The 14,841-nt window shown below is 61.5% G+C and carries 12 protein-coding genes; 10 read left to right on the top strand and 2 right to left on the bottom strand.

The genetic code is table 11. The features are described from left to right. Positions 1-15 precede the first annotated feature (15 nt). The 7 genes from rseP to lpxB all read left to right on the top strand — a co-directional run bounded on the left by rseP (position 16) and on the right by lpxB (position 8,131). Complete coding sequence (rseP, locus tag C3Y91_RS16065; RefSeq protein WP_018073463.1) at positions 16-1,149, top strand: RIP metalloprotease RseP; 1,134 nt, start codon at positions 16-18, stop codon at positions 1,147-1,149. Positions 1,150-1,347: 198 nt separating this feature from the next. Beyond that, positions 1,348-3,681, top strand: a complete 2,334-nt coding sequence (gene bamA / locus C3Y91_RS16060; protein WP_027689778.1) for an outer membrane protein assembly factor BamA — start codon at positions 1,348-1,350, stop codon at positions 3,679-3,681. A gap of 50 nt (positions 3,682-3,731) precedes the next feature. Beyond that, positions 3,732-4,796: a UDP-3-O-(3-hydroxymyristoyl)glucosamine N-acyltransferase gene (gene lpxD / locus C3Y91_RS16055; protein WP_024320705.1), complete on the top strand. Its 1,065-nt coding sequence runs from the start codon at positions 3,732-3,734 to the stop codon at positions 4,794-4,796. After that, positions 4,789-5,256, top strand: coding sequence for a 3-hydroxyacyl-ACP dehydratase FabZ (gene fabZ / locus C3Y91_RS16050; RefSeq protein WP_018484702.1), 468 nt, complete (start codon positions 4,789-4,791; stop codon positions 5,254-5,256). Before lpxD ends, fabZ begins: the two co-directional genes overlap by 8 nt. Then, positions 5,253-6,071, top strand: a complete 819-nt coding sequence (gene lpxA / locus C3Y91_RS16045; protein ID WP_018073467.1) for an acyl-ACP--UDP-N-acetylglucosamine O-acyltransferase — start codon at positions 5,253-5,255, stop codon at positions 6,069-6,071. Before fabZ ends, lpxA begins: the two co-directional genes overlap by 4 nt. Positions 6,072-6,074: 3 nt before the next feature. Further along, a complete protein-coding gene (locus C3Y91_RS16040; protein WP_164021954.1) occupies positions 6,075-6,956 on the top strand; it encodes an LpxI family protein in 882 nt (293 codons plus the stop codon). Continuing rightward, complete coding sequence (gene lpxB, locus C3Y91_RS16035; RefSeq protein ID WP_024320707.1) at positions 6,953-8,131, top strand: lipid-A-disaccharide synthase; 1,179 nt, start codon at positions 6,953-6,955, stop codon at positions 8,129-8,131. Before C3Y91_RS16040 ends, lpxB begins: the two co-directional genes overlap by 4 nt. A 31-nt stretch (positions 8,132-8,162) precedes the next feature. Here lpxB and gltA read toward each other — a convergent pair whose 3' ends face one another. After that, complete coding sequence (gene gltA / locus C3Y91_RS16030) at positions 8,163-9,452, bottom strand: citrate synthase (RefSeq protein WP_018073470.1); 1,290 nt, start codon at positions 9,450-9,452, stop codon at positions 8,163-8,165. Positions 9,453-9,741: 289 nt separating this feature from the next. Between gltA and C3Y91_RS16025 the strand changes: the two genes are divergently transcribed. Continuing rightward, entirely contained in the window at positions 9,742-12,174 is a 2,433-nt protein-coding gene (locus tag C3Y91_RS16025; RefSeq protein WP_168575570.1) for a ComEC/Rec2 family competence protein, read from the top strand. On the opposite strand, the gene lexA is transcribed toward C3Y91_RS16025, so the two are convergent. Next, positions 12,155-12,874, bottom strand: a complete 720-nt coding sequence (gene lexA / locus C3Y91_RS16020) for a transcriptional repressor LexA (protein WP_018484707.1) — start codon at positions 12,872-12,874, stop codon at positions 12,155-12,157. The two genes, C3Y91_RS16025 and lexA, sit on opposite strands and share 20 nt — an antisense overlap. Positions 12,875-13,073: 199 nt before the next feature. Here lexA and C3Y91_RS16015 point away from each other — a divergent pair, with 199 nt between their 5' ends. Together C3Y91_RS16015 and kdsA are read left to right on the top strand one after the other, a co-directional pair. Further along, on the top strand, positions 13,074-13,970 hold the full coding sequence (locus C3Y91_RS16015) for a VOC family protein (protein WP_024320709.1): 897 nt from the start codon (positions 13,074-13,076) through the stop codon (positions 13,968-13,970). Continuing rightward, positions 13,967-14,812: a 3-deoxy-8-phosphooctulonate synthase gene (gene kdsA / locus C3Y91_RS16010; RefSeq protein WP_024320710.1), complete on the top strand. Its 846-nt coding sequence runs from the start codon at positions 13,967-13,969 to the stop codon at positions 14,810-14,812. Before C3Y91_RS16015 ends, kdsA begins: the two co-directional genes overlap by 4 nt. The last annotated feature ends 29 nt before the right edge of the window (positions 14,813-14,841 follow it).

Below are 14,841 nucleotides of genomic sequence, written 5' to 3'. Positions count from 1 at the left end.
TGACGGAAGGCACTCATGGAAACGCTGAGCGGCATATACGCATTTTTGATGGGGAATATCGTTACCTTCATCCTCGTGCTGTCACTGCTCGTCTTCGTGCATGAGATGGGCCATTACCTCGTCGGGCGTTGGAGCGGCATTCGCATCCTTGCCTTTTCCGTCGGTTTCGGTCCGGAGATATTCGGCTTCACCGACCGCCACGGAACCCGCTGGAAGATCTCGGTGATCCCGCTTGGCGGCTACGTCCGGTTCTTCGGCGACGAGGATGCTTCGAGCAAGCCCGACACCGACAAGATCGCCGCCATGTCCGAAGAGGACAGGGCGCGCTCCTTTGCCGGCGCCAAGCTGTGGAAACGCGCTGCAACCGTCGCGGCTGGCCCGATTGCCAATTTTCTGCTGGCGATCGCCATCTTCACCATTCTTTTCTCGGTCTACGGCCGCATGATCGCCGATCCTGTCGTTGCCGAGGTCAAGCCTGATGGCGCTGCTGCTGCCGCCGGCATCCTTCCAGGCGATCTATTGGTCGCCATCGATGGCGGCAAGGTCGAGACCTTCGACGACGTGCGCCGCTATGTCAGCATCCGGCCGAGCCAGCAGATCGTCGTGACGATCGAGCGCGCCGGCCAGAAGCTCGACGTGCCGATGGTGCCGCAACGCACCGACACGACTGACCAGTTCGGTAACAAGGCTGAGGTCGGCCAGATCGGCATCGTCACCAACCAGCAGGCCGGCAATTTCCGCCTGCAGACTTATACGCCGCTCCAGGCGCTGCGTGAGTCTGTGCTCCAGACCCGGGATATCGTCACCGGCACCTTCAAATATATCGGTAACATCTTCAGCGGAACGATGCGCGCCGATCAATTGGGTGGGCCGATCCGCGTCGCGCAAGCCTCGGGCCAGATGGCGTCGCTTGGGATAGGCGCAGTGTTGCAGCTTGCGGCGGTGCTTTCTGTTTCGATAGGATTGCTTAACCTGATGCCGGTTCCGGTACTTGATGGCGGCCACTTGATGTTCTATGCGGTGGAAGCGGTGAGGGGGAAGCCGCTGGGTTCCACAGCCCAGGAAATTGCATTTCGCATCGGCCTGGCGATGATCCTGACGTTGATGGTTTTCACGACTTGGAATGACATCGGGTCGTGGATAGGGTAAACGCGCAGGGCGAGGCTAATTACTATTTATTTACGATGTTTCAAGGCTGTAGTGGCGAATGGGTCACGCTTGCAAATGAAGTAAACAGAAATTAACGACCTGCCTTGCTTGTATGTCAAAAGCGGGTAAAACGACACACGTGACCGGAATCGGGTTCTCCCGGAACCGGGGACGAGGGAAACAAAGGTAATGGGTGAAATGAAGGCTGGTTCAAAGTTTTTGAACGCAGTATCGGCGGTTGCGCTGTCTGCTAGTGTTGTTGCTTCGGGCGCAGGTGCTTTGACGTTCGTTTCCGCTACGGCCGCTGAGGCCGCGGTTATCCAGCGCATCGATGTGCGCGGCGCAAGCCGCGTCGGCGCGGAAGCCGTACGGTCGAACCTTACCATCGCTCCCGGCAAGAGTTTTTCCAACAGCGATATCGATGCCTCGGTCAAGCAGCTCTACGGGACGGGTTACTTCTCCGACGTCAAGATCTCGGTCTCCGGAAGCACGCTCGTCGTCAACGTCCAGGAAGCCCAGCTCGTCAATCAGGTTGTCTTCAACGGCAACCGCAAGATCAAGGACGACAAGCTCGCGACTGTCGTCCAGACCCATGCTGCCGGCCCTTATAGCGACACCCAGATTCAGGCTGACATCCAGTCGATCAAGGACGCCTACGCGGCCACCGGTCGCAGCGAGGTCGAAGTCACGACGCAGGTGGTGCCGCTCGGCGAAGGCCGCGTCAACCTTGCCTTCGTCATCAACGAGGGTGACCGCACCAAGATCGATTCGATCAACTTCGTCGGCAATAATGCCTATAGCGCCGGCCGCCTGGCTGCCGTGATCGCCACCAAGCGTTCGAACTTCCTGTCGTTCCTGACCCGCAAGGACGTCTACAACGAAGACAAGCTCCACGCCGACGAAGAAGCGCTGCGCCAGTTCTATTACAATCGCGGCTACGCCGACATGCGCATCGTCTCTTCCGATGCCACCTTCGACGATGCGACCAACAAATATACGCTGACCTTCAACATCGAGGAAGGCCAGCGTTACGACTTCGGACCGGTGACCGTCCAGTCGACCGTCGAAGGCGTCGGCTCAGACCAGTTGCAGCCGCTCGTGCGCACCCGCGAAGGCCAGGTCTACAGCGCCAAGGAAGTGCAGAAGTCGATCGAGGCGATCTCCGATCAGGTGGCGTCTGCCGGTTATCCCTTTGCACGCGTCACGCCGCGCGGTAACCGCGACCTCAACAACAACACGATCGGTGTTGAATATCTCGTCGACCAGGGCGAGCGCGCCTATGTCGAGCGCATCGAGATCCGCGGCAACAGCCGCACGCGCGACTACGTCATCCGCCGCGAATTCGACATGAGCGAAGGCGACGCCTTCAACCAGCAGATGATCACCAAGGCCAAGCGTCGTCTCGAAGCGCTCGGTTATTTCTCCTCGGTCAACATCTCCACCCAGCCGGGCAGTTCCCCGGACCGTGTCGTGGTGGTCGTCGACGTGCAGGATCAGTCGACCGGTTCGTTCGGTATCGGCGCGGGTTATGCCGCCGGCGGCGACGGCTTGCTGCTCGAAGCATCGATCGAGGAAAAGAACTTCCTCGGCCGCGGCCAATACATCCGCATCTCGGCCGGCGGCGGCCAGGAAGGCTCGCGCGCTTACGGCGTCAGCTTCACCGAACCCTATTTCCTCGGCTACCGTCTGGCGGCAGGCTTCGACGTCAATCGCAGCGAAACGTCGAGCAATGACGACTACGATTACGAGGAAACCAGTGTCGTCCTGCGCGTCACCGCGCCGATTACCGAAGATCTGGCGACGACCTTCCGTTATAACTACAAGCAGATGAAATACGACGGCGATACCTCTGACCTGTCGGCGACCTACGCCAATCTGGTCGACGAGAGCCCGTGGACACGCTCTTCCGTCTCGCAGACGCTGACCTACAACACGCTTGACGACACCGTCCTGCCGCGTGAAGGCATCTATGCGACGGCGACGCAGGAAATTGCCGGCCTCGGCGGCGACTCGCAGTTCTACAAGATCTACGGCAAGGCCCGCTATTACCATCTGCTTGCCGACGATGCTGATATCATCGGCTCGGTCTCGGGTTCGGCTGGTTATGTCGTTCCTTTCGGAGACCATCTGAACGTCTTCGACCAGTTCACGCTGACCAACGGCGATATTCGCGGTTTCGAGAACAAGGGTATCGGCCCGCGCATCACCGGGGACCACGACGATCCGCTCGGTGGCACGACCTATTTCACGGCGTCTGCTGAAGCGACCTTCCCAATGCCGGGCTTCCCGCGTGACTTCAATCTGCGCGGCGCAGTCTTTGCCGATGCCGGCACGCTGTTTGGCAATGATGTCGAGCTTCTCGGGTCCGACCAGGCCGAGGGCACCAGCGCTTCGCTGCGTGCTTCCGTCGGTGTCGGTGTTGTCTGGCAGTCTCCCTTCGGTGCATTGCGTCTGGATTACGCGATCCCGGTCCTCAAGGAAGACTTCGACAAGACGCAGAACTTCAAGTTTGGCATCAACAACCAATTCTGATATCGGCAGTCCGGAACTGTAAGACTCAATTCCGTTCTGGAGCATTGCCGATGGAGCAAAACGTTTTTTTTCTGCCCCATGAAGGTCTGAGGCTCGCTGAGCTGGCAGAGTTTCTTGGGGCGGAGCTTGTCAATTCCGACCATGCCGATGTTATCGTCAAGTCCGTTGCCCCCATCAGTCGGGCACGGGCAGGCGATATCTGTTATATCCTGTCGCGCCGCAGCCGCGATGAGCTGGCGACATGCGAAGCCTCGGCGGTGATCTGCGACAAGGCGCTCGCCGATCTCGTCCCCCAACATCTCCCGGTCATGCTGTCGTCTAATCCGCATGCGGCCTTCGCGATGGCTGGCGGCCTATTCTATCCCGCGGCACTGCGCCCGGTCGCCATTTCCGGTGAAAGTGAGATCGCGCCAAGCGCGGTGATCGATCCGAGCGCCAAGCTTGAAAAAGGTGTGATCGTCGAGCCGATGGCCGTCATCGGTGCGCATGCCGAGATCGGCGAAGGGACGCGTATTGGCGCGCAGAGCATCATCGGCCCGAATGTCAAGATTGGCCGGGATTGTTCGATTGCGGCCGGCGCGAGCATTCTCTGCGCTCTGCTCGGCAACGGCGTCATTATCCACAACGGCGCCCGCATTGGCCAGGATGGTTTCGGTTATGCGCCGGGTCCGCGCGGCATGATCAAGATCGTCCAGATTGGCCGGGTGATCATCCAGGATAATGTCGAGATCGGCGCCAACACCACGATCGACCGTGGCGCCATGGACGATACGGTGATCGGTGAAGGCACCAAGATCGACAACCAGGTACAGATCGGCCACAACGTTCAGATCGGCCGCCATTGCGCCATCGTCGCGCAGGTCGGCATTGCCGGCAGCGCGAAGATCGGCAATGGCGTGCAGATCGGCGGCCAGGTCGGCATCAAGGGGCATGTGACGATCGGCGACGGCGTGCAGATCGCCGCCCAAAGCGGTATCATGACCGATCTTGCCGCCGGCGGACAATATGGTGGTACACCTGCGCGTCCGCTGAATGACTATCTGAGAGATGTCGCGCAACAAATGTCCAAGACGAAGTTGCGCGGGAAGAAACCTGGAGGCGAGCAAAATGACTGAGGAAGCCACGACAACGCTTTCTTCGGCTGACATCATCGAGATCATGAAGCTGCTGCCGCATCGTTACCCGTTTCTCATGGTCGACAAGATCATCGAGATCGACGGCGATAACACGGCGATCGGCATCAAGAACGTCACAGTGAACGAACCACATTTCACCGGCCATTTTCCGGAATCTCCGATCATGCCCGGCGTTCTCTTGATCGAGGGCATGGCTCAGACCGCGGGTGCGATCTGTGCCAAGAAGGATGGCCAGCCCGGCAACCTCGTCTATTTCATGACCATCGAGAATGCGCGCTTCCGCAAGCCCGTCTTACCCGGCGATCGTGTTGAATTCCATGTCAGGAAGCAGAAGCAGCGTGGCAATATTTGGAAATTCCATTGCGATGCCAAGGTCGACGGCGCGCTTGTTGCCGAGGCCGATATCGGCGCGATGATCGTTCGTAAGGATCAGGCATGAGTACTATCGCCGAAAGCGCCCGCATTCATCCGATGGCTGTCGTTGAAGACGGCGCGACCATCGGTGAGGGCGTCAAGATCGGTCCGTTCTGCCATGTAGGCTCGCACGTCATCCTGCATGCGAATGTCGAGCTTTTGTCGCATGCGGTCGTGACCGGCCGCACCGTGATCGGCAAGGGCACGCGCATCTTCCCGATGGCGGTCGTCGGCGGCGATCCGCAGAGCGTGCATCACGGCGGCGAGGAGACGACGCTGACGGTCGGCGCCAACTGCACGATCCGCGAAGGCGTGACGATGAACACCGGCACGGCCGATTTTGGTGGCCAGACAATCGTCGGCGATAATAACCTCTTCCTTGCCAATTCGCATGTCGCGCACGACTGCCGGGTCGGCAATCATGTGATCATGTCGAACAACGTCATGCTCGCCGGCCATGTCGTCATCGAGGATCGCGTCATCCTGGGCGGCGGTTCGGCCGTTCACCAGTTCACCCGCGTCGGCCGTCACGCCTTCGTCGGCGGGCTCTCGGCAGTGAGTTACGACGTCATTCCCTACGGCATGCTGAACGGCAATCCCGGGCTGCTGAGCGGCCTCAACGTCGTCGGCATGACGCGCGCCGGCGTCGACCGCGCCGTCATTCACAGGGTACGTCGCGCCTATAAGTCGATCTTCGAAGGAACGGGCTCCGTCCGTGAAAACGCTGCCGCCATCCGCGAAGAATATGCCGATTGCGAGCCGGTGGTCCACATCCTCGACTTCATCGCCGCCGACAGCGACCGCGCCTTGTCCTCGCCGACCCGGGGGCAGAAGGGTTAGTCCGTGGCTTTATCAGGCGACACCGCTGCGGGCCGGCTGGCGATCATCGCCGGCGGCGGTCTTCTGCCTTCCTATGTCGCCGAAGCCGCGCGCGCGGCGGGCGAAAATCCCGTCATCGTCGCGCTGAAGGATGAAAGCGACCGGCGCTGGGACGGTTATGACCACGCCGTCATCGCCATCGGCGATTTTGCAGCCCTTGAGGGGGTGCTCAACCGCTATGGCATCGGCCGTGTCGTCATGTCCGGCAGCGTGCGCCGCCGGCCGGAATGGCGCGAGGTGCGGCCGACGCTGCGCACTCTCATGAAGATGCCGGCCGCGATCCGCACCTTGCTGTCCGGCGGCGACGATACGGTGCTGCAGATGGTGATCCGGCTGATCGAGGGAAACGGCCGGCGTGTCGTCGGCGCCCATGAGATCGCCCCCGACCTTCTTGCGGCCGTCGGCCCGCTCGGCACGGCGATACCGGGCGAAGAAGACCGGCGCGATATCAACCGCGCGGCGGAAGCCGCCGAAATGCTCGGCCGGCTGGATGTCGGCCAGGGCGCCGTGGCCATCGGCGGGCGCATCGTCGCGCTGGAGGGGCCGGAAGGCACGGACGAGATGCTGGAGCGTGTCGCCGGTCTCAGAGCCGCCGGACGCATCTCTCCACGCCGTCGCGGCGCGCTCGTCAAGCTCTGCAAGCCTCAGCAGGATATTCGCGCAGACCTGCCGGCGATCGGCGTTTCCACGGTCCTGAATGCAAAGAAGGCGGGCCTTGCCGGCGTTGCGGTCGAGGCGGGCCGTTCGCTCGTGCTCGATCGCGCCGCCGTCCTCAAGGCCGCCGATGAGGCCGGGCTTTTCGTCTGCGGCATCGATCGCGAGCTGCCGGCATGGGGGCTTGAATGACCGGGGCGCCGCTGAAGATCGCCGTCATCGCCGGCGAGGTGTCGGGTGACCTGCTCGGCGCCGATCTGGTCGCGGCCCTGAAGCGGATCCATGCCGGACCGATCGAACTCGTCGGTGTCGGCGGTGAGGGGCTTCAGGCCCAAGGTTTGAAATCGCTGTTCGATTTTTCCGAGCTGTCGATCATGGGCATCACCCAGGTGCTGAGCCGGCTGCCAAGGCTCTATACCCTGATCCGCCAGACGACAGCGGCCATCATCGCCGCCAGGCCGGATATCCTGCTCATCATCGACAGCCCGGATTTCACCCACCGAGTCGCTAAGCGTGTCCGTACCGCACTGCCCGATCTGCCTGTCGTCAATTATGTCTGTCCGAGCGTCTGGGCCTGGAAGGAATATCGCGCGACGCGCATGCTGCCCTATGTCGATCACGTGCTCGCCGTCCTGCCCTTCGAGCCGGCGACGATGCGTGCGCTCGGCGGGCCTGAGACCACTTATGTCGGCCATCGTCTGACCGCCGACCCAGCGCTGCTCGAAGCGCGGCGGCTGCGTGCCGCGCGTGCACTCGCCGGCGAAGCGGGCAGGGCGATCCTGATGCTCCCGGGATCAAGATCCTCCGAAATCGCCAAGCTCCTGCCGTTCTTCGAGGACGCGGCCAAGGAACTCGTCGCCCGCAACGGCCCGATGCGATTCCTGCTGCCGACCGTGCCGCACAACGAAGCGCTGGTGAAGGGTCTGGTTGCCGGCTGGGCCACGCCGCCGGAAGTGGCGGTCGGGCCGGCGCAGAAATGGAAGGCCTTTGCCGAAGCGGATGCGGCGATGGCAGCCTCCGGCACGGTGATCCTCGAACTCGCCCTTGCCGGCGTGCCAACAGTGTCCGTCTACAAGACGGATTGGATCATCCGCCTGCTCGCCCCGCGCATCAAGGTGTGGACGGGCGCATTGCCCAATATCATCGCCGATTATGCCGTCGTGCCGGAATATCTGAACGAGATCGTTCGCGGCGCCAGCCTGGCGCGCTGGATGGAGCGGCTGTCGGCCGACACGTTCCAACTGAAGGCGATGAACGAGGGTTACGATCTCGTCTGGCAACGCATGCAGACCGAAACGCCGCCCGGCGAGCACGCTGCCGAGATCCTTCTCGACGTCTTGAAAAAGAAAAAACCCGGTCGTTTCTGACCGGGTTTTCTTTTGGGTTCTTTTGAAGCGATCAGCGCTTCGAAACCGGGATGTAATCGCGCTTCGGTTCGCCGACATAGAGCTGGCGCGGACGGCCGATACGCTGTTCCGGATCCTCGATCATCTCGTTCCACTGCGCGATCCAGCCGACGGTGCGGGCGAGCGCGAAGAGCACAGTGAACATGGTCGTGGGGAAGCCCAGCGCCTTCAGGGTGATTCCGGAATAGAAGTCGATGTTCGGATAGAGCTTCTTCTCGATGAAATATTCATCGGTGAGCGCGATGCGCTCCAGCTCCATCGCCACTTCAAGCAACGGATCGTCCTTGATGCCGAGTTCGCCGAGCACTTCATGCGTCGTCTTCTGCATGATCTTGGCGCGCGGATCATAGTTCTTGTAGACGCGGTGACCGAAGCCCATCAGGCGGAACGGATCGTTCTTGTCCTTGGCGCGAGCGATATATTCCGGAATGTGGTCGACCGTGCCGATTTCGTGCAGCATGTTGAGCGCTGCTTCGTTGGCGCCGCCGTGGGCGGGGCCCCAGAGGCAGGCGATACCGGCGGCGATGCAGGCGAACGGGTTGGCGCCCGACGAACCGGCGAGACGGACGGTCGAGGTCGAAGCGTTCTGCTCGTGATCGGCATGCAGGATGAAGATGCGGTCCATGGCGCGGGCAAGCACCGGATTGACCACATATTCCTCGCAAGGCACGGCAAAGCACATGCGCAGGAAGTTCGAGGCGTAGTCGAGGTCGTTCTTCGGATAAACGAAGGGCTGGCCGATATGGTATTTGTAGGCCATGGCGGCAAGTGTCGGCATCTTGGCGATCATACGCAGGCTGGCGACCATGCGCTGGTGCGGATCGGTGATGTCTGTGGAGTCGTGATAGAAGGCCGACAGCGCGCCGACGCAGCCGCACATGACGGCCATCGGATGCGCATCGCGGCGGAAGCCGGTGAAGAAGCGGCTCATCTGCTCGTGCACCATGGTGTGGTGCGTGACGCGGTAATCGAAATCCTTCTTCTGCACGGTGGTCGGCAGTTCGCCGTAAAGCAGCAGGTAGCAGACCTCGAGGAAGTCGCCATGCTCGGCGAGCTGCTCGATCGGATAGCCGCGATGCAACAGGACACCTTCGTCGCCGTCGATGTAGGTGATCTTCGATTCACAGGATGCAGTCGAGGTGAAACCCGGATCGTAGGTGAAGGAAGCCGTGTTCTTGTAGAGGGCACCGATATCGATGACGCTCGGGCCGATCGTGCCGCTTTTGACAGCAAGGTCGACAGACTTGTCACCGATTTTTATTGTAGCGCTTTGATCCGTCATGCTGATCCTCCGAAATGGCGGTGGCGCCATAAAAGCGCCATAGGGGTTAAGCGTCCTCATCGATAGCTATATGATCGCGAGGCTAATGCCAAGTTACCGTGGCGGCATTTTGTGCATTGCGGCATCATCTTTTAGGCAGTGCAGCGATGAGCTATACGCATATCGAAGCCGATGATTCGACTGCTCTTTTGGCTCCTTCAATTTTCCCTCGCTTTTCAATCGATTATTCTTGCCGGATTTGATTGGCGGTTGCATTCTGGCTGCCTGGGCGGGTGATCTTGGGCGGCACATGCAGGAGTTGACGACAGTCGAATTGCGGCCGGAAGCAGGCGCCGGCCTTGCCGACACTGCCGGTTTTTCTCCGCCTGTCGTGGTGACGCAGCCGGCAAGGACGCAGTCGACGAGCCCCTTGCGGCACCGGCTGCCGGCAGCGGCCTCGCAATCGCTGCGTATCGGCATGCGCTTGCTGGGCGAAGAGGCGGACCATGGCCGTCTGCTGCTGGTCTCGCCGGTCTTCCTCGGCGCCGGGGCAGCCTTCTGGTTTCTGGCCGCATCGGACTTTCCGCTCGTTGCATCGCTGCTCTGCCTGTTGGTGCTGACCGTCGCGGTTCTCATCGCCAGCCGCAGCCGGGCGGCGTTGCGGGCAACGCTGCTGGCGCTTGCACTTGTGGCCTGCGGCGTGGTTTCGGCGCAGCTCGAGAGCCGGCGGGCTTCGACCGTGATCCTCGATTCCGCCGTCACGACGACGGTGACCGGCCGTGTCGAACGGCGCGAAGGCGACGGTCGCGGCCGGTGGCGCTATATTCTTGCCGTCACCGGCACGGAGGCGCCGGAGGTGAAGCGGCCACCGGAACGCATAACCGCGATCGCCCGCGGCGCGGAGGCGCCTTTCGAGATCGGTGACATCATCACCGGCAGGGCGCGGCTGACACCACCGGCAGGCCCGGCACTTCCTGAGCTCAACGACTTCTCCTTCGGTGCCTATTTCGATGGCATCGGCGCCAACGGCTTCTTCTACGGCGCGCCGGAGAAGGTCGACTTGCAGGCAGGTCCGCAGGCTGCAAGATCGACGTGGGAAGCTCTGCTCGAAGGGCTCTATCGGCTGCGCAGCGGCATTGGCGACCGCATAAGGTCGATCCTACCCGGCGACACCGGCGCTTTCGCCGCTGCTCTCGTGACGGACGAGCGGCGTGCCATCTCGAATGAAACGACGGAGGCGCTGCGCCAGTCCGGCCTGGCTCATATCATCGCCATCTCGGGCCTCAACATGGCGCTGTCGGCCGGCATCTTCTTCGTCGGTTTCCGGATGCTGCTCAGCCTCTTTCCCGGCGTCGCCCAGGCCTATCCGACCAAGAAGATCGCCGCCGCCGGCGCGCTGCTTGCCGTCACGGCCTATTTCCTGATCTCGGGCTTTGCGGTCTCCGCCGAACGCGCCTTCATCATGATGGCCATCATGTTGATTGCGGTCTTCTTCGACCGGCCGTCGATCAGCCTGCGCAACGTCGCGCTCTCCGCGCTTGTCATCATCGCCATTTCACCGTCCGAGGTCTTGGGTCCGAGCTTCCAGATGTCCTTTGCCGCGACGTTGGCGTTGGTATCGGGTTATCAGCTGTGGAAGGACCGGGGCATCCGCGAAAACGCCTTCCTGAAGCTGCCGGTGTTTCGGCCCATCGTTACGGTTGCGGGCTTCTTCGGCGGCGTCTTCCTGACCTCGCTGATCGGTGGGTTTTCCACCGCGCTGTTTTCGATCGAGCATTTTCATCGCTTGACCGCCTACGGCCTGCCGGCAAACCTCGCGACGATGCCGATCATCTCCTTCATCATCATGCCGGCCGGCCTGCTGGCGATGCTGCTCATGCCTTTCGGTCTGGACGTTTTGCCCTGGAAGGTCGTCGGATTCGGCCTCGATCTGGTGATCGCGGTCGCAAAGACCGTGTCCGGCTGGGGTGGCAATATCGACGTCGGCCGCTTGCCCGCCTGGTATTTCGCGGTCGCCGTCGCCGGCTTTCTGCTGTTGACGCTGCTCCGCACCCGGCTGCGCCATATCGGCACATCAATCATCGCGGTCGCAACACTCATCCTGTTGCTTCTGCCAGTTCCCCGGCCGCCGGATCTGGTAATTTCGGAGGATGGTGGTCTCGTCGCGGTCGTCGAGACGGCGGCCATGGCTTCCAACCGCGAAAGACCGCCGGATTTCATCTTCGACCAGTGGCGGAGAGCGCTGGTCCTGCCGACGCATCACCCGCCGAAGATGCTGGAGGGGCCTGCTATCCCGCCGGAGGGAGAAGACCGCCGCGTCAGGCTTTCCCGCGATCAGCAGAACGAAGCAAGGTCGGCGATGCGGGCGGCTGCAACGAGCGCTGACGCAAACCGCTTTTCTTGCGTCAAGAAGGCCTGGTGCACATCAAGGCTTGGCAATGGTCGCGTGGTTGCTGTCATCGACAATGCCGCCTATCTCGGTCCGGCCTGCGATGCGGCCGATATCGTCGTGACGTCGGTGCGCCTGCGCTTCAACAGCTGCCGCTCAGGTGCGACGCTCTTCACCGGTGAGACGCTGCGCAGGACCGGTTCCGTCGAATTACGCTTCGCCGATGCCGGCCTGGACGTCACAGCCGCATTCGATGATCTGTCGCGGCCATGGATGCGCCATCGCGCCTATGACTGGCGCAGCAACAGTTTTGCCGAATCCGGCCCGCCCAGTGTCAGTGATAGCGGCGAATGAGACCGACGAGTTTGCCTTGCACCTTGACGCGGTCCGGCCCGAAGATTCGGGTCTCGTAAGCCGGGTTGGCGGCTTCGAGCGCGATCGAGGCGCCCTTGCGGCGGAAGCGTTTGAGTGTTGCTTCCTCGTCGTCGACGAGAGCCACGACGATGTCACCGGGACTTGCGGTGCTGCCGTTGCGAATGATCACCGTGTCGCCGTCGAAGATGCCGGCGTCGATCATCGAATCGCCCTTGACCTCCAGCGCATAATGTTCACCGGAACCGAGCATGTCGGCCGGAACGACGATGTCGTGGGTATTGTTCTGGATCGCCGAGATCGGAACGCCGGCGGCGATACGGCCCATGACCGGCACGGAAACCGAGTTGCCGTTGTCGGCAACGGGTTTTGCGGCAGCGGGGGCGGCGACCGGCTGGGGCTTGCCGAGGCTGCCCTCGATGACGCTCGGCGAAAAGCCGCGCCGGGGCTGAATGCTGGGGCTGTAGGCCTCCGGAAGCTTGATGACCTCAAGCGCACGAGCACGGTTCGGTAGGCGGCGAATGAAGCCACGTTCCTCGAGCGCCGTGATCAGCCGGTGAATCCCGGACTTCGAGGCGAGGTCCAGCGCATCCTTCATTTCGTCGAAAGACGGCGGAACGCCGGATTCTTTCATGCGCTCGTGAATGAAAAGGAGAAGCTCCTGTTGTTTGCGCGTGAGCATCGACGTTGTGACCTCGTGATTGAAACAAATCCAGAACAGACACTATATGTTCCATATGTGTTCCGCAAGTAGCTAAATTTCCGTAAAACTTCGCGCCAACTCGTCGAGATTTTTATTTTCATTCGCCGGATTGGGACACAAGTCTTGCATTGAGGGTGGCGCTGTCGCAAATCTCTTGCCGTTTTGAGGAGGGATTATGATGAACACGCATTCCGCCAAACCGCATCCGCTGGATCATGTCGTGCTGCCCGTCGTCAATATTGATGTGGCGCGCGAAAGGATCGGCAAGCTCGGCTTCACCGTTGCCGCCGATGCGCGCCATCCCTTCGGAACGGAGAATGCCTGCGTCTTTTTTGCCGACAAGACCTATCTGGAGCCGCTCGGGATTGCGAGCGCCGAGGAGAGCGAGGCTTCGGCGCGGCAAGGCAATGTCTTCACCGCCCGCAACCGTGCCTTCCGCTTCCGCTGCGGCGAGGAAGGGCTTTCGGGGCTGGCTTTCGGCAGTGAGGATGCCAGCCTCGATCATCAGAACTTCGTCGGCAACGGATCGAGCGCTGGCGAAGTGCTGCAGTTCACCCGGCCGATGACGATGCCGGACGGTGCGCAGACGATTGCCGGCTTCAAACTGGCTTTCGCCGGCGACCTGCGCGCGCCTGACCTCTTTCTCTTCACCGTCGAGCGCGTCAATCCGCTGCCGGCCGACCGCGGCGCGCTGGAGACGCATGCCAATGGCGTCATCGGCATAACCGAGATAGCGCTTTGCGCACCCGCCGCCGCTGCCTTTGCTGCCTTCGTCAGCCTTGCCGTGGCGCAAGCGGCAGTCGAGAAAACGAGTTTTGGCGTCAATATCGCAGCGTCGAACGCGAAAATCAGCCTGATGACGCCGGAAGGGCTGGAAGCCTATTTTGACATCGCCGTCTCATCCGGCGATCGCGGCCTGCGCGGCAGGGCAATCCTCTTTGCCGTCGCCGATCTTGCCGTGACAGAAGCGCATTTGGCTGCTAACGGGGTGACATACACGCGCAAGAACAATCGCATTGTGGTGAAGCCTGCGCCCGGGCAGGGCGCGCTCTTCGCCTTCGAGGAAACACGATGAGCACTGATACGAATTCCGAAGTCAGGATCGGCGAGGACCAAGGCCAGGTCAGCTTTTCCAATACCGGCCGCCTGTCGCTGATTGCCGGCCCCTGCCAGATGGAGAGCCGCGATCACGCCTTCATGGTTGCCGGCACGCTGAAAGAGCTTTGCGGCAAGCTCGGCATCGGCCTCGTTTACAAGAGCTCCTTCGACAAGGCGAACCGCACCTCGCTCTCGGCTGAACGCGGTATCGGGATCGAAAAGGGCATGGAGGTCTTTGCCGACCTGAAAAAGGAATTCGGCTTTCCTGTCCTGACCGACGTTCATACCGCAGAGCAATGCGCGGAGGTGGCAAGGGTCGTCGACGTCCTACAGATCCCGGCGTTCCTTTGCCGCCAGACCGACCTTCTCATCGCCGCCGCCAAGACCGGCCGCGTCGTCAATGTCAAGAAGGGCCAGTTTCTCGCTCCCTGGGATATGAAGAACGTCCTGAAGAAGCTCAATGCCAGCGGCAATCCGAACGTGCTGCTGTGTGAGCGCGGCGCCTCCTTCGGCTACAATACGCTGGTCTCCGACATGCGCTCGCTGCCGATCATGGCGGCGATGGGCGCCCCTGTTATCTTCGATGCGACCCATTCTGTGGCGCAGCCGGGCGGGCAGGGCGATTCTTCCGGCGGTCAGCGGGAATTCGTGGAAACGCTGGCGCGCGCAGCGGTGGCTGCCGGTATCGCCGGGGTCTTCATCGAAACCCATCAGGACCCCGACAATGCACCTTCCGACGGCCCCAACATGGTCTATCTCAAGGACATGCCGCGGCTGCTTGAAAAGCTGCTCGCCTTCGATGCTGTCGCCAAGGCTTGACGTTCAACAGCCTGACATGATCGTGCTAT

The organism is Rhizobium ruizarguesonis (genome assembly GCF_012349115.1).
Taxonomy (GTDB): Bacteria; Pseudomonadota; Alphaproteobacteria; order Rhizobiales; family Rhizobiaceae; genus Rhizobium; species Rhizobium ruizarguesonis.
This window is presented reverse-complemented; position numbering and strand designations above follow the sequence as displayed.